The sequence below is a fragment of the Streptomyces sp. f51 genome (assembly GCF_037940415.1).
Taxonomy (GTDB): domain Bacteria; phylum Actinomycetota; class Actinomycetes; order Streptomycetales; family Streptomycetaceae; genus Streptomyces.
This window is the reverse complement of sequence record NZ_CP149798.1, coordinates 4617674-4634988: the sequence shown is the minus strand read 5'-3', so window position 1 is coordinate 4634988 and position 17315 is coordinate 4617674. Positions and strand designations below refer to the sequence as shown.

Below are 17315 nucleotides of genomic sequence, written 5' to 3'. Positions count from 1 at the left end.
CGGCCGAGGCGGGGCGGGGCCCCGCGAAGGGACGCGTCAGCCCGTCGCCAGCAGGATGGCCAGGACGACGAGGCCGGCGAGCGCGGGGCCGATGACCTCGTAGGCCCAGCGGACCGTGACCTCGCCCTGCGCGCCCTCGGCGGTGGCACGGGTCTCGGCCAGCTCACGCAGGTCGTCCATGATCCGGTCGGTCTCGGGGCGGGTCGGGGCGTCGGTGACGGCGCCCCGGCCGAACGCGGACGAGAGGCCCAGGGGCGACGGACGGCCGCCTCCGCGGCCGGACCTGCCCTCCACCGGCTGCCTGGCCGCCTTCTTGCGGGCGCGCAGCGACACGGGCACCGCCCAGAGCTGGTACTTCGTGCCCGAGGTGTCGATCACCTCGTTGGAGTAGTGCGAGCGCAGCGAGGCGACCTTGCCCCAGGGGAGCACGATCACGCGGAGGGGGTTGCGGACGCGCAGGCGGTCCTCGTTGGCGTAGACCGCGGGGCGCAGGGTGAAGGCGGTCACCACGGGGACGGCGAGGATCAGTCCGGCGAGCGCCAGCCAAGGGGTGCGGCCGGATCCGGAGATCAGCGCGTCGACGCCGAGCCAGCCCACGAGGAGCAGCAGGAGGACGCCGCCCGCGATACCGGCGGGCGACCGGTAGATCCGGTCCTTGGCCTCGGGTCGCGAGGCGTCCGGAAGGGGTGACTGGTGGTCCGGGGTGCTCATGGTCCCGATTGTGCACGACGTGTGCCGGACGGTTGAGGTCGGTGGGGTCTCGCTTCGGTCGCGAAACCCCGGGCGGGCCTGAGGGACCACGAGGGGTACGTGGGGTACGACGGGTACGGGGTGTGCGGGGTGTGCGGGGTGCGGGAACGGCGTACGGGGGCAATCCACGGGAGGCGGCATGGGAGCGAATCGCAGGGTGGACGGTACGGAGGACGGCGGACAGGCCGCGCGCTGGAACGGGCCGGCCGGGAACGCCTGGGTCGAGTCCCAGGATCTGGTGGACGCCCTGTTCGCGCCGCTGGAGCGGCTGGTCGTCGACGCCGTTCCGGCCGGGCAGGGGGGACGGGTCCTCGACGTGGGGTGCGGCACCGGCGGCACGACGGTGGCCGTCGCGCGCCGGCTCGGGCCCGGGGGACGGTGCGTGGGCGTCGACATCTCGGAGCCGATGCTGGTGGCGGCGCGGGCCCGTGCGGAGCGGGCGGGCGTGCGGGCGTCCTTCGTCCGGGCCGACGCCTCGGAGCACGTGTTCGAGCCCGCCTCCTTCGACGCGGTCGTCTCCCGGTTCGGGGTGATGTTCTTCGCTGATCCGGTGCGGGCCTTCGCCCGTCTGCGGCGGGCCGCGAAGGAGGACGCCGTGCTGCGGTTCGTCGTGTGGCGCGACATCGCGGAGAACCCGTTCATGACGACGGCGGAGCGGGCGGCTGCGCCGCTTCTGCCGGACCTGCCTGAGCGGGTGCCCGACGCGCCGGGGCAGTTCGCGCTGGCGGACGCCGGGAGGGTGCGGGGGCTGCTGGCGGAGGGTGGGTGGGCCGGGGTCGGGGTGCGGGCCGTCGACGCGGAGTGCGTGATGCCGGAGGCGGAGCTGGTGCCGTACTTCAGCCGGTTCGGGCCGGTCGGGATCGCGCTGCGGGGGGCGGATGCGAGGACCCGGGACCGGGTGGTCGAGTCGGTCCGGGGGGCGTTCTCGTCGTTCGTGCGGGGTGGGGAGGTGCGGTTCACGGCGGCGTGCTGGCAGATCGAGGCACGGGCCTCCGGCCGGTGAGCGGGGTTCGCACCGGTCCGGTGGGGGGTCGGGGCCGTGCCGGTGCATCAGCCCGTCGCCGTTGGGTGAGGAGTGGGCGTCGGTGGCGACGGGCATCGATGTACCGGCACGGCCCCTCGCGTCACATTCCGGCTGCGGGTGAGATTCCCAGCCCCTCCGGCGTTTGAGGAGCGGGGTCTGGGGCGGAGCCCCAGGGGTGGGCTCCCGGGGGGCTCCGCTTGGGGGCCGGGGGTGGGGTGGCTTGGGGTGGGGGAGAAAATCACTCGGGGGCCCGGGACTGTACAAGCCGCTACGCGCGTAGATATGCTCGTCTGGTGACCATGCCCACCTCTGCACCCGCCCTCGGCGACGTAACCGCGTCCGACAGCACGCTGCGCCGCTTCCTCCACGGGCTGCCCGGCGTCGACGCGGTCGGCCTGGAGGCACGCGCCGCCTCGCTCGGCACCCGTTCCATCAAGACCACCGCGAAGGCGTACGCCATCGACCTGGCCATCTCGATGGTCGACCTGACGACGCTGGAAGGCGCGGACACCCCGGGCAAGGTCCGGGCGCTCGGCGCCAAGGCGGTCCTCCCGGACCCGACCGACCGCACGGCGCCCACCACGGCGGCGGTCTGTGTCTATCCCGACATGGTGGCCGTCGCGAAGGAGGCCGTCGCCGGCTCCGGGGTGAAGGTCGCCTCGGTCGCGACCGCGTTCCCGGCCGGCCGCGCCGCGCTCGACGTGAAGCTGGCCGACGTGCGTGACGCCGTCGCCGCGGGCGCCGACGAGATCGACATGGTGATCGACCGCGGGGCGTTCCTCGCGGGCAGATACTTGAAGGTGTACGACGAGATCGTCGCCGTGAAGGAGGCCTCGGGCGCCGCCCGCCTGAAGGTCATCTTCGAGACCGGCGAGCTGTCGACGTACGACAACATCCGGCGCGCGAGCTGGCTCGGCATGCTGGCCGGGGCCGACTTCATCAAGACCTCCACCGGCAAGGTGGCCGTGAACGCGACACCGGCGAACACGCTGCTGATGCTGGAGGCCGTCCGCGACTTCCGCGCCCAGACCGGCGTGCAGGTCGGCGTGAAGCCGGCCGGCGGCATCCGCACCACCAAGGACGCCGTCAAGTTCCTGGTCCTGGTGAACGAGACCGCGGGCGCGGACTGGCTGGACAACCACTGGTTCCGCTTCGGCGCGTCCTCGCTCCTGAACGACCTGCTGATGCAGCGTCAGAAGCTGGCCACCGGCCGCTACTCCGGCCCCGACTACGTGACGGTGGACTGATCCATCATGGCTTCCGCATTCGAATACGCACCGGCGCCCGAGTCCCGCTCCGTCGTCGACATCGCCCCCTCCTACGGCCTGTTCATCGACGGTGAGTTCACCGAGGCCGCCGAGGGCAAGGTCTTCAAGACCGTCTCCCCCTCCACCGAGGAGGTCCTCTCCGAGATCGCCCAGGCGGGCGAGGCGGACGTCGACCGCGCGGTGAAGGCCGCCCGCAAGGCCTTCGTGAAGTGGTCCGCGCTGCCGGGCTCCGAGCGCGCCAAGTACCTGTTCCGCATCGCGCGGATCATCCAGGAGCGCAGCCGCGAGCTGGCGGTCCTGGAGACGCTGGACAACGGCAAGCCGATCAAGGAGACCCGCGACGCCGACCTCCCGCTGGTCGCCGCGCACTTCTTCTACTACGCGGGCTGGGCCGACAAGCTCGACCACGCCGGCTTCGGGGCGAACCCGCGTCCGCTGGGCGTCGCGGGCCAGGTCATCCCGTGGAACTTCCCGCTGCTGATGCTGGCGTGGAAGATCGCCCCGGCGCTCGCGACCGGCAACACGGTCGTCCTCAAGCCCGCCGAGACCACGCCCCTGACGGCGCTGTTCTTCGCGGACATCTGCCGCCAGGCGGGCCTGCCCAGGGGCGTCGTCAACATCCTTCCCGGGTACGGCGACGCGGGCGCGGCCCTCGTCGAGCACCCGGACGTGGACAAGGTGGCCTTCACCGGCTCCACCGCCGTCGGCAAGGCGATCGCCCGGCAGGTCGCGGGTTCGCACAAGAAGGTCACGCTCGAACTGGGCGGCAAGGGCGCGAACATCGTGTTCGACGACGCCCCGATCGACCAGGCCGTCGAGGGCATCGTCAGCGGCATCTTCTTCAACCAGGGCCAGGTCTGCTGCGCGGGTTCGCGTCTGCTGGTCCAGGAGTCGATCCACGACGAGCTGCTCGACTCGCTCAAGCGCCGTCTGTCGACGCTGCGTCTGGGCGACCCGCTCGACAAGAACACGGACATCGGCGCGATCAACTCCGCCGAGCAGCTCTCCCGTATCACCGCGCTGGTCGAGCAGGGCGAGGCCGAGGGCGCCGATCGCTGGTCCCCGGCCTGCGAACTGCCCTCCTCCGGCTACTGGTTCGCCCCGACGCTGTTCACGAACGTCACCCAGGCGCACACCATCGCCCGCGACGAGATCTTCGGTCCCGTGCTGTCCGTCCTCACGTTCCGCACCCCGGACGAGGCGGTCGCCAAGGCCAACAACTCCCCGTACGGCCTCTCGGCGGGCATCTGGAGCGAGAAGGGCTCCCGGATCCTCGCCGTGGCGAACAAGCTGCGCGCGGGTGTCGTCTGGTCCAACACGTTCAACAAGTTCGACCCGACCTCGCCGTTCGGCGGGTACAAGGAGTCGGGCTTCGGCCGCGAGGGCGGCCGGCACGGTCTGGAGGCGTACCTCGCCCCGTCGAGCCCGGAGGGCGAGCGATAAATGAGTGCAGCCGAGAAGTCCGAGCAGCAGCGTCTGAGCGTCTTCAAGACCTACAAGCTGTACGTGGGCGGCAAGTTCCCGCGTTCCGAGAGCGGCCGGGTGTACGAGGTGAGCGACTCCAAGGGCAAGTGGCTGGCGAACGCCCCGCAGTCGAGCCGCAAGGACGCCCGTGACGCGGTCGTCGCGGCACGCAAGGCGTTCGGCGGCTGGTCCGGCGCTACGGCGTACAACCGCGGACAGGTCCTGTACCGCGTCGCCGAGATGCTGGAGGGCCGCAAGGAGCAGTTCGTCCGCGAGGTGGCCGACGCGGAGGGTCTGTCTAAGGCGAAGGCCGCGGCCGTCGTCGACGCGGCGATCGACCGCTGGGTCTGGTACGCGGGCTGGACCGACAAGATCGCCCAGGTCGTGGGCGGCGGCAACCCGGTCGCGGGCCCGTACTTCAACCTCTCCTCCCCCGAGCCGACGGGCGTGGTGACGGTCCTGGCGCCGCAGGAGTCGTCCTTCCTCGGGCTGGTGTCCGTGATCGCCCCGGTGATCGCCACCGGCAACACGGTCGTCGTGATCGCCAGCGAGAAGGCCCCGCTCCCCGCGCTGTCGCTCGGTGAGGTGCTGGCCACCTCCGACGTGCCCGGCGGTGTCGTGAACATCCTGTCCGGCCGGACCGCGGAGATCGCGGCCCCGCTGGCCGCGCACCAGGACGTCAACGCGATCGACCTGGCCGGTGCCGACGAGGTGCTGGCGAAGGAGCTGGAGATCGCCGCGGCGGACAACCTGAAGCGCGTCGTCCGTCCACAGGCTGTGGATTACGCGCGGACCCCCGGGACCGAGCGCCTGACGGCCTTCCTGGAGACGAAGACGGTCTGGCACCCGACGGGCTCCCTGGGCGCCGGGGGCTCGTCCTACTGAGTCCCGGCCCGCGCGCCGCGGCGCCGGCGCCCTGAGACGCCGGGGCCCCGATCCGTGTCCCCGGGGCCCCGCGCACGAGAGAGCCGCGCTTCCCCTCCGTCCAGGGGGAGCGCGGCTCTCGCGTGTCCGGGGCCGTGCGCGAGGTTCAGTGAAGGAGCCCGGTCACCTGGCCGAGCACCGGGATCCCGCCGATCGACTGTGCCTCCGCCACCGGCCCGGTGAGCGCCTTCGAGGACAGCGGCCTGAAGTCGGCGAGCTGGGTGACCACGCCGTTGTCGAGCGGGTCCACACCGGTGCCGGCCAGCGGGTTGGGCTTGAGTCCCTCCACGGGACCCGTGACGTACCCCACGGTCCCGTTCAGCGCCGACAGTCCCGCCAGCGCGTCGACGTTGCCGAGGGGGGCGGACGGGCGGTGCAGGGCGTCCAGGGAGGGGGCCGAGTCCGCGAAGGCCGGGGTCGCCGCGGCCGCACCGGCGGCGGCCACGCCGACCGCCACGGCGATCCGCGCGGTCGTACGGGCCAGGGTGTTCCGCTGGGCTGCGTGTCGCGCCATCAGGTTTTCCTCTTCGGCTAGCGGTGGTCGAACAACGGGGGACGTGAAGCACAGTGCGATGGGTGCGACACGCAGAGTAGTTGACCCGGATCGTGCCCGGGCGAACTCCGCGACGGATTCGCCCCTGCGGGGCAACAGGCATATCAGCGCCACTCGTCACATCCGTCCGGTATCCGTCCGCACCCGCGGCGGAGCCGGGGATAATGAGGGGGAACCGCGCCGACGCGCGGTCCGCCGGACCTGTCACAGAAGGTACAGACCCTTGGGTTCCCCTCTCCCGATACCCGCCCGCGTGGTGCTGCTCTGCGGCCCCTCCGGATCCGGGAAGTCCCTTCTCGCCGCCGCCTCGGGACTCCCCGTGCTCCGTCTCGACGACTTCTACAAAGAGGCCACGGACCCGACGCTGCCCCAGGTCGAGGGCAGCGAGGACATCGACTGGGACCACCCGCGGTCGTGGGACGCGGACACCGCCGTCGCCGCGATCGAGGAACTGTGCCGTACGGGACGGACGACCGTCCCCGTCTACGACATCTCCCTGAGCGCCCGCACCGGGGCCGAGGCCCTCGGCATCGACGGGGCACCGCTGTTCATCGCGGAGGGGATCTTCGCCGCCGAGATCGTCGGGCGCTGCCGCGAACTCGGCCTTCTCGCCGACGCGTTGTGCCTGTCCCGGGGCGCGGTGACCACGTTCAGGCGCCGGTTCGTGCGGGACCTGAGGGAGGGCCGCAAGTCGGTTCCGTTCCTGCTGCGGCGCGGCTGGCGGCTGATGCGCTCCGAGCGGTCCATCGTGGCCCGCCAGGCGGCTCTCGGCGCCCACCCGTGCGACCGGGACGAGGCGCTGGACCGGCTGACGGCGGCCTCGGCCGCGCGGCGGGCGTCCGCGCCCACGACGGCCGCGTAGCCCATCACGGCGCCGCGTGGCCCGTCACGACAGCCATCGCGGCCATGACGGCCGCGGGGCTCCGCCGGGTCCGCGCCCCCTGAACACGAAGAAGGTCCAAGCGGACCCCCGACCGCCTGGACCTTCTTCTCTTCCCCCGTGGTCCCCCGTGACACGGTCTGTATCCCCGTGACCCGTTTCCCCGTGACCCCGTCGGTGTCGGCTCCCCCCGGAACCGACCTCCCGTCACCGGCTCCCCCCGGAGCCGGCCCCCCGTTCCCTCAGGCGACGAGCTCCCCGAAGGACTCCTCCTCGTCACGGCCGAAGCTGAGGACCTCGTCCTCGCGCATCCGGCGGAGCGACCGCCAGATGCTCGACTTCACCGTGCCGACACTGATGCCGAGGATCTCCGCGATCTCCGGGTCGGTGCGGCCCTCGTAGTAGCGGAGGACCAGCATCGTGCGCTGGAGTTCGGGCAGCCGGGCGAGCGCCTGCCACAGGACCGCGCGCAGCTCCGTGCCGCGCATCGCGTCCGTGTCGCCGGGCGTCTCCGGCAGCTCCTCGGTCGGGTACTCGTTCAGCTTGCGGCGGCGCCACGCGCTGATGTGCAGGTTCGTCATGGTGCGGCGGAGGTAGCCCCCGACCGCGGCCTTGTCACTGATCCGGTCCCAGGCCCGGTACGTCGAGAACAGCGCGCTCTGGAGCAGGTCCTCGGCCTCGAAGCGGTCACCGGTCAGGTGGTAGGCGGTTGCGTACAGGGAGGCGCGGCGCTCCTGGACGTAGGCGGTGAAGGCCGCTTCGGCCTCCGCGCTCACCGTCCCGGAGCGACGCTCCCCCGAGCCCTCCCCGTACGCGGCTCCCCCGTGAGCCTTCCCCCCCGTCGTGCCCACGGCGGCCTGCGCCGTGGTGTTCTCCCCCGTGAATCCGTCAACCACCGTCATGTACACGGTGTGCTGACGCCCGGCGCCACGAGCGCACCCCCGCTGGCTCACGACACCGGACTTCTCCGCCGTCCGGTTGACGTCGTGGAGCCGCGTGACAACTGCGCTAGTGCTGGTGCTGTGCAGCGTGTTCATCTCGCGCCCCCCGTCGTGGAGTCCCGGATCTTCGGTTCGTTCCGTCGTGCGTCCTGCCTTGTGCCGAGAAGCCTGCCGGGCCCACTTCATGGCCGTGTCCGCCGACTGTCACAGACCTGTCACAGGGGCCGGCCCCGGGCGCGGCACAGCCCGATCACAGAGAAGAGCGGTACGACTACGCAGATGATCCCTCGGGCCCCGGCCGCCGCCCGGGAGGGCTTCCGATGTGGCCGGGAGGTGAGTGGGAGCGCTCCAACAGTCGATACCCGGGCCTGACATGGGCCAGAATGACGTCCGTGCCTTCCCTGTTGCTGATCGAGGACGACGACGCCATCCGGACGGCCCTGGAGCTCTCTTTGACGCGCCAGGGTCACCGGGTGGCCACCGCTGCCACCGGCGAGGACGGTCTGAAGCTGCTGCGCGAGCAGCGACCGGATCTGATCGTGCTGGATGTGATGCTGCCCGGCATCGACGGTTTCGAGGTGTGCCGGCGCATCCGGCGCACCGACCAGCTGCCGATCATTCTGCTGACCGCGCGCAGTGACGACATCGACGTCGTGGTCGGACTGGAGTCCGGCGCCGACGACTACGTCGTCAAGCCGGTGCAGGGCCGGGTGCTCGACGCCCGGATCCGTGCCGTGCTGCGCCGCGGCGAGCGGGAGGCGAACGACTCGGCGTCGTTCGGCTCGCTGGTCATCGACCGTGCCGCCATGACGGTCACCAAGAACGGTGAGGACCTGCAACTGACGCCCACCGAGCTGCGGTTGCTCCTTGAGCTGAGCCGCAGGCCCGGACAGGCCCTGTCCCGGCAGCAGTTGCTGCGCCTGGTGTGGGAGCACGACTACCTCGGCGACTCGCGCCTGGTCGACGCCTGTGTGCAGCGGCTGCGCGCCAAGGTGGAGGACGTGCCGTCCTCGCCCACCCTGATCCGTACCGTGCGCGGCGTCGGCTATCGGCTGGACAACCCTCAGTGACCAAACCGCAGGACAAGCTCCGCGGCTGGGCCGCGGCGCGCAAGGCGTTGCTGTCCGGTCTGCGCTTCACCAGTCTTCGGCTGCGCCTGGTCGTGGTGTTCGGCCTCGTGGCGCTCACCGCCGCGGTGTCCGCCTCGGGCATCGCGTACTGGCTCAACCGCGAGGCCGTGCTGACGCGTACCCAGGACGCGGTGCTGCGCGACTTCCAGCAGGAGATGCGCAACCACGCGAGCATGCTGCCCGTGCACCCGGCGCAGGACGAACTCCAGCGCACGGCCGGGCAGATGGCCAACAGCAGCCAGCGCTTCAGCGTGCTGCTGACCGCCGAGGACGTCGACGGCAAGATGATCACCGGCAACTCGGAGCTGGACACGTTCACGCTGGAGGACGTGCCCAAGTCCCTGCGGAACGCGGTGAACAGGCAGCAGCCGCTGACCTCGACCAACACCTCCGCGTACCACCTGTACTGGCAGCGGATCACCGAGCACGACAAGTCGTATCTGGTGGGCGGGGCCCGCGTGATCGACGGCAGCACGACCGGCTACATGCTCAAGTCCCTGGAGCCGGAGGCCAAGGACCTCAACTCCCTGGCCTGGTCCCTCGGGATCGCGACGGGGCTGGCCCTGATCGGCTCCGCGCTGCTCGCCCAGGCCGCCGCGACCACGGTCCTCAAGCCGGTCCACCGCCTCGGCATCGCGGCCCGCCGGCTCGGCGAGGGCAAGCTGGACACCCGGCTGCGGGTCTCCGGCACGGACGAACTCGCCGATCTGTCACGGACGTTCAACCGGACGGCGGAGTCGCTGGAGAAACGGGTCGCGGACATGAGCGCCCGGGACGAGGCGTCCCGCCGGTTCGTCGCCGACATGTCCCACGAGCTGCGGACACCGCTCACCGCGATCACCGCCGTCACCGAGATCCTCGAAGAGGAACTGGACGCGCAGACCGGCAGCGTCGACCCGATGATCGAGCCGGCCGTACGGCTGGTCGTCAGCGAGACCCGGCGGCTCGGCGACCTCGTGGAGAACCTGATGGAGGTGACCCGCTTCGACGCGGGCACCGCCCGGCTCATCCTCGACGACGTCGACATCGCGGACCAGATCACCGCGTGCATCGACGCCCGCGCCTGGCTGGACGCCGTCGACCTGGACGCCGAGCGCGGGATGACGGCACGGCTCGACCCGCGCCGCCTCGACGTGATCCTGGCGAACCTGATCGGCAACGCGCTCAAGCACGGCGGCTCTCCGGTGCGGGTGTCGGTGCGGCTCGAGGGCGAGGACCTGGTCATCGAGGTGCGGGACCACGGCCCCGGCATCCCCGAGGACGTCCTGCCGCACGTCTTCGACCGGTTCTACAAGGCCAGCGCGTCCCGCCCGCGGTCCGAGGGCAGCGGTCTGGGCCTGTCCATCGCCCTGGAGAACGCGCACATCCACGGCGGCGGGATCACCGCGGCGAACTCTCCCGAGGGCGGGGCCGTGTTCACGCTGCGCCTGCCCCAGGACCCCTCGGAACTGCTCGCCGGCGACCCGCGGGACCGTGACGGCTCCGCGCCGGCGAACGGCACGGAAGGCACCGCCGGATGACCACCGCACACCCCACCGGCCCGGGAACGGGCCCCTCCTCCCGCCGAAGGGCGCTGCCCTGGCTGGCCGTTCCGCTGCTCGCCGCGCTGCTCACCGGGTGCGGCATCCGGCCCACGCAGGTGCCCACCGACTTCGGTCCGGCTCCCTCGCGGGTGCCCTGCGCGCTCTCCGGCCCCGACATCACCACCCAGTCCTCGCACGGGGTCCCGGTCCAGGTCTTCCTGCTGTGCTCGGAGCAGCTGGTGACGGTCGACCGGTCGGTGCGCATCGCGGACGGCACGGCGGAGGCCGCGCGCCGGGTCCTGGTGGCCCAGGCGCTGCTGGACGAGCTCGCCGAGGCGCCGTCGACGCCCGAGGAGCAGGCCGGGTACACGACGGACGTACGCGGCGGCATGACGGTCAGCGGTCCCCGCGCCGGGGACCCCGAGGACACGCTCCGGCTGAGCACCCCGCCGCAGGACCTCACCTCGACGGCGCTGGCCCAGATCGTCTGCACCTTCTCGGACTCGGCCGCGGCGCGGGACGACGGCAGTGTCGTCCTGGGCGGTCCCGCCCCCGCCGGCCTGCGCAGTTACGAGTGCACGCCCGAGACGCGCGCCGCCCCCGGCGACAAGGCCCCCACGTCCACGGCGGTCCGGGGTTCGTGACGCTGCGGGGCCGAAAAGCACCGCAGCGGAACCGATCGTGCCGGACTCCGCGTCTTGGGGGGCGTGCAGCGTCATGGTTCAGAGGACGGCAGCGCCGTCACCCGCGTCCGTGTGGCAGGAGGTGTCCTCCTCGTCGCACATCTGGCGCTCGTCGCCTGGATCACGCTGCGTCCGCTGGACGTCCCCTGGGTGAGCGCCGCCAACCTGCGGCCCTTCGCGGGCATCAGAGCCGACCTCGCACTGGGCCCCGAGGTGGCGGCCCGGCGTATCGCCGCGGGCCTCGGGCTGCTCGCCCCGCTCGGGGTGCTGCTCCCGATGGCGGGGGGCAGGCTCTGTGTCTCCCGGGTCGGCTCACTGCTGCGCACGACCGCGGCCGGCGTGCTGCTGTCGCTGGGCATAGAACTGCTCCAGACCGGGGTGCCCGGCCAGGTCGTGGACATCGACTCGATCATCCTGAACACCGTCGGCGTGGCCCTCGCGCACCTCGCGATCGTGCCCGCCGTCCGGGCCCGGCTGCGCCGCAGGGCCGAGACCCGGCGTCGTGCGGCCGTCCTCCCGGAGGAGCACGCTCAGGGTAGGACCCCGACGATTCCCAGGGTCGGGATCGCTCCCTGGAGCGAGGTCTCGCGCACGTCGTCCTCGTAGCGTTGAGGACATCGGTGAAGACACCGGTGAGAACGAGGAGGCCGGTCCCGCCGGCACTCGACGACGGTTCGCGAAGGAGCCACCATGACCGCCCTTGCCCGCCCCACGAACGGCCGCATGATCGGCGGAGTCTGTGCTGCGCTGGCACGGCGCTTCGGCACCTCGGCGACGACGATGCGTGTCGTCTTCGTCCTGTCCTGCCTGCTCCCCGGCCCGCAGTTCCTGCTCTACATAGCGCTGTGGATCCTCTTCCCGTCCGAGGACAAGGTCGCCCAGCGCGCCTGGTGACCCGCGGCGGGACCCGGCGGACGCCGGGGGGCGACCGCATCCGCACATGGCGAACGCCGGTGGGGCGCACCCGAGAAGGGTGCGCCCCACCGGCGTTCGTACGGCCGGGGACGGGCGCGGCCGGAACACACGCGAACCGGTCCTCGTACGGCGGAAGGCCCCGAGCTCGGACAGGCAGGGGGCTCTCCGGCGGCCGGGGAGCGCGGGCGGGGCGCGTCAGCCCAGCGGGATCCCGTTGACCGGCAGGCCGTGCGTGGGCAGACCCTGGAGCGGCAGACCCCCGAGCAGCCCGGCCACGGGCGCGGCCGGCCCGTCGGCGAGCAGACGCGTGGCGGCGGGCTTCGCGGCGGCCACGCCCGAGCCGAGCGCGCTCTGGCTCTGGGCGAGCGTCTGACCGGCTCCGGGCAGCATCGCGGCGACGTTCTCGGCGGGCAGCGTCCTCGTGACGGTGTCGAGCGCCGAGGAGGCGTCCGGCACGGCCGGGGCGGCGTTCGCGGCACCCGCGCCGACGGCGGCGAATGCGGCGCCGAGAGCGGCGACACCGAGAGTCTTGGCAGCAGACTGCTTCATCGTGAATGCGTCCTTGGGGTGGGTGAGACGGGTATGTGAGCGGTCCAGAACCGTAAACACGTGATCCCGCCGTCCGCAAACATCGAAAAGCGGCCGAGTCATGGAGGAAAAGTGAAGACCCGGCCGCTTTCCATTCGCCTCGATCAGGCCTGACCTCCCGCAGAACCGCTGGTGGAAGCGGTCTGCTGGAACAGCCATTCGGACTTCAATTCTGCATATCCGGGCTTGATCACGTCATTGATCATGGCGAGTCGTTCATCGAAAGGAATGAATGCTGACTTCATAGCATTGACCGAGAACCACTGCATGTCGTCGAGCGAGTAACCGAACGCCTCGACCAGGTGCTCGAATTCCCGGCTCATGCTCGTGCCCGACATCAATCTGTTGTCGGTATTGACCGTGGCGCGGAAATGCAGCCGGCGCAGCAGTCCGATGGGGTGGGCGGCGTAGGAGTCCGCGGCGCCGGTCTGGAGGTTCGAGCTCGGGCACAGCTCCAGCGGGATGCGCTTGTCACGGACGTACGACGCGAGGCGCCCGAGCTCCACCGAGCCGTCCTCGCGGACCTGGATGTCGTCGATGATGCGGACGCCGTGCCCGAGGCGGTCGGCGCCGCACCACTGGAGGGCCTGCCAGATGGACGGCAGTCCGAACGCCTCACCGGCGTGGATGGTGAAGTGGTTGTTCTCGCGCTTGAGGTACTCGAAGGCGTCGAGGTGCCGGGTGGGCGGGAATCCCGCCTCGGCGCCCGCGATGTCGAAGCCGACGACGCCCGAGTCGCGGTAGCGGTTGGCCAGTTCGGCGATCTCCAGGGCGCGGGCCGCGTGCCGCATCGCGGTCAGCAGGGCGCCGACCCTGATGCGGTGGCCGTTCTCCCGGGCCAGCCGTTCGCCCTCCCTGAAGCCCTCGTTGACCGCCTCGACGACCTCTTCGAGGCTGAGCCCGCCCTCCAGGTGCTGTTCGGGCGCGTACCGCACCTCGGCGTAGACGACCCCGTCCTCGGCCAGGTCCTCGGCGCACTCGGCGGCGACCCGCACCAGGGCCTCACGGGTCTGCATGACGGCGCAGGTGTGGGCGAACGTCTCCAGATACCGCTCCAGCGAACCGGAGTCGGCCGCCTCCCGGAACCAGATCCCGAGCTTGCCGGGATCGGTCTCGGGCAGGCCCGAGTAGCCGGTGTCGCGGGCGAGTTCGACGATCGTGCCGGGGCGCAGGCCCCCGTCGAGGTGATCGTGCAGCAGGACCTTGGGCGCCCGGCGGATCTGCTCCGCGCTCGGGGTGTTCCGGATCTGGCTCGTCATTTCGGCACTGTAGCCCCTACGCGCGTAGATCTCCTGATGTACGCATCCGCCGATATGTAACGGTGACCGTGCGGACGGGTGGCGTACACCCTTGCTTCTGACACTGTTCTGTCATGGCACAGCAAGCGACGGCGGTTCGCAGGGCCCGGCTGGGGAGGGCGATCGGCCCGGAGCCGACGGCGGTCAGCGGAGTTGTTCTGCTGCTTCCGGGCGGCGAGGAGAGCTCGGCCCGAAGACCCTCACCCATGATGGCGACCGCCTCCGTACGCGCGCTGGGGCGCAGGCTGACCCGCGCCGGACGCGCGGAGGGCCTGGTCACCCACGTGGTGCACTACCGCGTCCGCGGCTGGAACGGCAGCGAGGCCCATCTCGCGGCCGACGCCTCCTGGGCCGCCGACGAGATCGTCCGCCGCTACGGCGACGTGCCCGTGTGCCTGGCCGGCATCGACATGGGCGGCCGGGCGGCGCTGCGCGCGGGCGGGCATCCGGCCGTCAACTCCGTGCTGGCGCTGGCACCCTGGCTGCCCGAGGAGGACGTCGCCGCGCCACCCGAACCGGTGAAACAGCTGGCCGGGCGGCGGGTGCTGATCGTGCACGGCACCAACGACGCCCGTACCGACCCGGAGTTGTCCTTCCGGCTCGCGGCCCGCGCGAAGAAGGCCAACCGCGGCATCTGCCGCTTCGAGGTCCACTCCGACGGGCACGCGCTGCACCAGCACCGGCACGAAGTCCTCGCCCTCGCGGAGGACTTCGTGCTGGGCTCGCTGTTCGGGCACGCCTACTCCCGCCCGGTCGAGGACGCCTTCGCCGCACCGCCGCCACTGGGCCTGCGGATGCCGCTCGCGGCGGGCTTCGGGCAGTCGCTGCGCCGCTAGAGCCTGTCCGGCCCTGCGCGTCCACCCGGCGACGGGCGCGTCCGCCCGGCGTCCGGGACCGGTCAGTCGGGCAGCAGGTGGCCCCGGCGGGAGAGCAGGAACTTCTTGAAGGCGGCCACCGGCGGGGTGTCCGGGTGGCCGTCCAGCCAGGCGACGCCGATCTCGCGCACGGCGCGCGGGGCGGTGACCGTCAGTTCGACGACTCCCGGACGGGCGACGGCCGGTGGCGGCAGCAGGGCGACCCCGAGGCCGGCCGCGACCAGGCCCCGGAGCGTCTCCGCCTCCTCGCCCTCGAAGGCGATCCGCGGTCTGAACCCCGCCTCCTGGCACAGGTCGTCAGTGATGCGGCGCATCCCGTAGCCGGGTTCCAGGGTCACGAAGATCTCGTCGGCCGCCTCGGCGAGACGCACCCGCCTGCGCCCGGCGAGCGGATGGTCGGCGGGCACGACCAGCCGCAGCTTCTGCTCGTCGAGTCGGCGGCCCACCAGATCGGGGGCGTCCGGCACGGGCGAGGTCAGACACAGGTCGAGCTCGCCCGACCGCAGCCGCTCCAGCATGGCCTCCCCGTAGTTCTGCACGAGGCTGAACCGGATGCCCGGGTGATCGGCGCGGAAGGCGCGGATCAGCCCCGGTACCGTCTCCGAGCCCATCGTGTGCAGGAAGCCGAACGCGACCTTGCCGGTGGCCGGGTCGGCGTCCGCGCGCACCTCCTCGGCGGCGCGCTCGACCTCGGCGAGGGCCCGCTCCACGGAGGAGAGGAAGGCACGGCCCGCGGGGGTCAGCGACACCGTCCGGCCGTGGCGCGCGAACAGGTCGACGCCCAGGTCCTGTTCGAGCCTGACCATGGCCCTGGACAGGGTCGACTGCGGGACCCGCATCTGCTCGGCGGCCCGGGTGACGTGCTCGGTGCGCGCGACGCCGGCGAAGTACGCCAGGCGCGGAGCGAGCAGCCTCGCGAAGTGCGCGCCGTCTTCTGTGTCACTGAACGGTGACAGGTGAGCCTCTGACCTCTGCTGATGCGCCATGGGAACGATTATGGCGATTCCATGCATTGGACGGATGAACGGTCGGTCCCTACGTTCGGGGTATGCCTTCCGCCAGTACCGGGGCGCCCGTCACCACGGGCGCCGCCGCCTCCGCTCCCGCCGCCGTCTCCGTCCCCGCCGCCACCGACTCCCGCATGGCCCCCGGCGGGCCCGGCTACCGCAGGATGAGCTTCGCGCTCTTCCTGGCCGGTGTCGCGACCTTCGCGCTCCTCTACTCCACCCAGGCCCTGCTCCCGCTGGTCTCCTCGGACTTCGGGGTGAGCGCGGGCGAGGCGAGCTGGACGGTGTCGGCGGCCACGGGCGGCCTCGCGCTGTTCGTCCTGCCGATGAGCGCGCTGTCGGAGCGTTTCGGACGGCGTACGTTGATGACGGCGTCCCTCGTGGTGGCGGTCACCGTCGGTCTCCTGGTCCCCTTCGCGCCCTCGATCGGGGCGCTGGTGGCACTGCGGGCGGTGCAGGGCGCGGCGCTCGCGGGACTCCCGGCGTCGGCGACGGCGTATCTGGCGGAGGAGGTCCGCCCCAAGGCGCTGATCACCGCGATCGGTCTGTTCGTCGCCGGCAACAGCGTCGGCGGGATGAGCGGCCGGATCATCACCGGCTGGGTGGCGCAGGAATGGGGCTGGCGGGTCGCCGTCGGCACGATCGGGCTGATCGCCGTGGTCTGCGCGGTGGCCTTCCGGCTGCTGCTTCCGGCGCCGCGGCACTTCACGCGGGGTTCGCTGCGGCCCCGGGTGCTGGCCCGCACAGTGCGCGGCCATCTGGCGAACCCGCTGCTGTGCCGTCTGTACGCGATCGGCGCGCTGTTCATGATGGTGTTCGGCGGGGTCTACACGGTGATCGGCTACCGCCTCGCCGAGGCGCCCTTCTCGCTCCCGCAGGGCATCGTCGGCTCCGTCTTCCTGGTCTATCTCGTCGGTACGGTGTCGGCGTCGACGGCGGGCCGTCTGGCCGGCCGTGTCGGCCGCCGCGGCTCCCTCTATCTCGCGGGCGCCACCACGACCGCCGGTCTGCTGCTGTCCCTCGCCGGTTCGCTCGCGCTGGTCCTGCTCGGTCTGGTCCTGATCACCGCGGGCTTCTTCGCGGGCCACGCGGTCGCGTCGTCGTCGGTGAGCCACACCGCGAAGGAGGGACGGGCCCAGGCGTCGGCGCTGTACCAGTCCGCGTACTACATCGGCTCCAGCGCGGGCAGCACCCTGGGCGCGGTCGCCTTCCACGTGGGGGGCTGGGCGGGCACGGTGGCCATGGGGCTGTTCGCGGTCCTCGGCGTCGTCTCGATCACCCTGTTCGGCTCCCGCGCGGCGCGTACCGCCGCACGCAGCGCTCCCGTTCCCGCGCCCGCCCGCTGAGGTCCCGCCCCGGAGGGCCCCGAGCGGGGTCCCCGGGGCCTCGGGGTTCCTCAAGCACTTCTCGGGGCCCTCACGAACACCCCCTGTGACCTGCCGTCATGTCCGCTCCGCACGCCATTGTCAGTGGGCTGCGGTAGCTTCCGAAG

The 17315-nt window shown here is 72.0% G+C and carries 18 protein-coding genes; 12 read left to right on the top strand and 6 right to left on the bottom strand.

Annotated features, from left to right (window positions below):
* Positions 1-36 precede the first annotated feature (36 nt).
* Complete coding sequence (locus WJM95_RS20310; protein WP_339131108.1) at positions 37-711, bottom strand: PH domain-containing protein; 675 nt, start codon at positions 709-711, stop codon at positions 37-39.
* A gap of 178 nt (positions 712-889) precedes the next feature.
* On the opposite strand from WJM95_RS20310, the gene WJM95_RS20305 reads away from it, so the two are divergent.
* From WJM95_RS20305 to WJM95_RS20290, 4 genes are all read left to right on the top strand, one after another.
* Positions 890-1753 (top strand): class I SAM-dependent methyltransferase, encoded by an 864-nt coding sequence (locus tag WJM95_RS20305; RefSeq protein ID WP_339131107.1) that lies wholly within the window; start codon positions 890-892, stop codon positions 1751-1753.
* Between the two features lie 320 nt (positions 1754-2073).
* Positions 2074-3021 (top strand): deoxyribose-phosphate aldolase, encoded by a 948-nt coding sequence (deoC, locus tag WJM95_RS20300; protein WP_339135711.1) that lies wholly within the window; start codon positions 2074-2076, stop codon positions 3019-3021.
* A 6-nt stretch (positions 3022-3027) separates the two neighbouring features.
* Positions 3028-4485 carry an aldehyde dehydrogenase family protein gene (locus tag WJM95_RS20295; RefSeq protein ID WP_339131106.1) on the top strand — a complete coding sequence of 486 codons (1458 nt, stop codon included), beginning with the start codon at positions 3028-3030 and terminating at the stop codon, positions 4483-4485.
* Positions 4486-5391, top strand: coding sequence for an aldehyde dehydrogenase family protein (locus WJM95_RS20290; protein ID WP_339131105.1), 906 nt, complete (start codon positions 4486-4488; stop codon positions 5389-5391).
* Positions 5392-5536: 145 nt separating this feature from the next.
* Here WJM95_RS20290 and WJM95_RS20285 read toward each other — a convergent pair whose 3' ends face one another.
* Positions 5537-5944, bottom strand: a complete 408-nt coding sequence (locus WJM95_RS20285; RefSeq protein WP_339131104.1) for a hypothetical protein — start codon at positions 5942-5944, stop codon at positions 5537-5539.
* A gap of 262 nt (positions 5945-6206) precedes the next feature.
* Here WJM95_RS20285 and WJM95_RS20280 point away from each other — a divergent pair, with 262 nt between their 5' ends.
* Complete coding sequence (locus tag WJM95_RS20280; protein WP_339131103.1) at positions 6207-6845, top strand: uridine kinase; 639 nt, start codon at positions 6207-6209, stop codon at positions 6843-6845.
* Between the two features lie 260 nt (positions 6846-7105).
* On the opposite strand, the gene WJM95_RS20275 is transcribed toward WJM95_RS20280, so the two are convergent.
* Entirely contained in the window at positions 7106-7900 is a 795-nt protein-coding gene (locus tag WJM95_RS20275; protein ID WP_339131102.1) for a SigE family RNA polymerase sigma factor, read from the bottom strand.
* A 296-nt stretch (positions 7901-8196) separates the two neighbouring features.
* On the opposite strand from WJM95_RS20275, the gene afsQ1 reads away from it, so the two are divergent.
* From afsQ1 to WJM95_RS20250, 5 genes are all read left to right on the top strand, one after another.
* Positions 8197-8874, top strand: coding sequence for a two-component system response regulator AfsQ1 (gene afsQ1 / locus WJM95_RS20270; protein ID WP_037625670.1), 678 nt, complete (start codon positions 8197-8199; stop codon positions 8872-8874).
* On the top strand, positions 8871-10454 hold the full coding sequence (locus WJM95_RS20265; RefSeq protein ID WP_339131101.1) for a HAMP domain-containing sensor histidine kinase: 1584 nt from the start codon (positions 8871-8873) through the stop codon (positions 10452-10454). The genes afsQ1 and WJM95_RS20265 overlap by 4 nt, the downstream gene beginning before the upstream one ends.
* Positions 10451-11101, top strand: coding sequence for a hypothetical protein (locus WJM95_RS20260; RefSeq protein ID WP_339131100.1), 651 nt, complete (start codon positions 10451-10453; stop codon positions 11099-11101). The genes WJM95_RS20265 and WJM95_RS20260 overlap by 4 nt, the downstream gene beginning before the upstream one ends.
* Positions 11102-11164: 63 nt before the next feature.
* Positions 11165-11746 (top strand): VanZ family protein, encoded by a 582-nt coding sequence (locus WJM95_RS20255; protein WP_339131099.1) that lies wholly within the window; start codon positions 11165-11167, stop codon positions 11744-11746.
* An 84-nt stretch (positions 11747-11830) separates the two neighbouring features.
* Complete coding sequence (locus WJM95_RS20250) at positions 11831-12034, top strand: PspC domain-containing protein (RefSeq protein WP_339131098.1); 204 nt, start codon at positions 11831-11833, stop codon at positions 12032-12034.
* A gap of 216 nt (positions 12035-12250) precedes the next feature.
* Here the strand turns inward: WJM95_RS20250 and WJM95_RS20245 are convergent, their stop codons facing one another.
* A complete protein-coding gene (locus WJM95_RS20245) occupies positions 12251-12604 on the bottom strand; it encodes an ATP-binding protein (protein ID WP_339131097.1) in 354 nt (117 codons plus the stop codon).
* 143 nt (positions 12605-12747) lie between these two features.
* Positions 12748-13902: an adenosine deaminase gene (locus WJM95_RS20240; protein WP_339131096.1), complete on the bottom strand. Its 1155-nt coding sequence runs from the start codon at positions 13900-13902 to the stop codon at positions 12748-12750.
* A gap of 113 nt (positions 13903-14015) precedes the next feature.
* Here WJM95_RS20240 and WJM95_RS20235 point away from each other — a divergent pair, with 113 nt between their 5' ends.
* Positions 14016-14777, top strand: coding sequence for an alpha/beta hydrolase (locus WJM95_RS20235; protein WP_339131095.1), 762 nt, complete (start codon positions 14016-14018; stop codon positions 14775-14777).
* Positions 14778-14839: 62 nt separating this feature from the next.
* Here the strand turns inward: WJM95_RS20235 and WJM95_RS20230 are convergent, their stop codons facing one another.
* Positions 14840-15802, bottom strand: a complete 963-nt coding sequence (locus WJM95_RS20230; protein ID WP_339131094.1) for a LysR family transcriptional regulator — start codon at positions 15800-15802, stop codon at positions 14840-14842.
* A 62-nt stretch (positions 15803-15864) separates the two neighbouring features.
* Here WJM95_RS20230 and WJM95_RS20225 point away from each other — a divergent pair, with 62 nt between their 5' ends.
* Positions 15865-17169 (top strand): MFS transporter, encoded by a 1305-nt coding sequence (locus tag WJM95_RS20225; RefSeq protein WP_339131093.1) that lies wholly within the window; start codon positions 15865-15867, stop codon positions 17167-17169.
* The last annotated feature ends 146 nt before the right edge of the window (positions 17170-17315 follow it).

Excerpts from the sequence above, each read along its gene's own strand:
- WJM95_RS20310 (WP_339131108.1), bottom strand. The coding sequence starts at position 711 with ATGAGCACCCCGGACCACCAGTCACCCCTTCCGGACGCCTCGCGACCC.
- WJM95_RS20305 (WP_339131107.1), top strand. The coding sequence starts at position 890 with ATGGGAGCGAATCGCAGGGTGGACGGTACGGAGGACGGCGGACAGGCC.
- deoC (WP_339135711.1), top strand. The coding sequence starts at position 2,074 with ATGCCCACCTCTGCACCCGCCCTCGGCGACGTAACCGCGTCCGACAGC.
- WJM95_RS20295 (WP_339131106.1), top strand. The coding sequence starts at position 3,028 with ATGGCTTCCGCATTCGAATACGCACCGGCGCCCGAGTCCCGCTCCGTC.
- WJM95_RS20290 (WP_339131105.1), top strand. The coding sequence starts at position 4,486 with ATGAGTGCAGCCGAGAAGTCCGAGCAGCAGCGTCTGAGCGTCTTCAAG.
- WJM95_RS20285 (WP_339131104.1), bottom strand. The coding sequence starts at position 5,944 with ATGGCGCGACACGCAGCCCAGCGGAACACCCTGGCCCGTACGACCGCG.
- WJM95_RS20275 (WP_339131102.1), bottom strand. The coding sequence starts at position 7,900 with ATGAACACGCTGCACAGCACCAGCACTAGCGCAGTTGTCACGCGGCTC.
- WJM95_RS20260 (WP_339131100.1), top strand. The coding sequence starts at position 10,451 with ATGACCACCGCACACCCCACCGGCCCGGGAACGGGCCCCTCCTCCCGC.
- WJM95_RS20250 (WP_339131098.1), top strand. The coding sequence starts at position 11,831 with ATGACCGCCCTTGCCCGCCCCACGAACGGCCGCATGATCGGCGGAGTC.
- WJM95_RS20245 (WP_339131097.1), bottom strand. The coding sequence starts at position 12,604 with ATGAAGCAGTCTGCTGCCAAGACTCTCGGTGTCGCCGCTCTCGGCGCC.
- WJM95_RS20240 (WP_339131096.1), bottom strand. The coding sequence starts at position 13,902 with ATGACGAGCCAGATCCGGAACACCCCGAGCGCGGAGCAGATCCGCCGG.
- WJM95_RS20235 (WP_339131095.1), top strand. The coding sequence starts at position 14,016 with ATGGCACAGCAAGCGACGGCGGTTCGCAGGGCCCGGCTGGGGAGGGCG.
- WJM95_RS20230 (WP_339131094.1), bottom strand. The coding sequence starts at position 15,802 with ATGGCGCATCAGCAGAGGTCAGAGGCTCACCTGTCACCGTTCAGTGAC.
- WJM95_RS20225 (WP_339131093.1), top strand. The coding sequence starts at position 15,865 with ATGCCTTCCGCCAGTACCGGGGCGCCCGTCACCACGGGCGCCGCCGCC.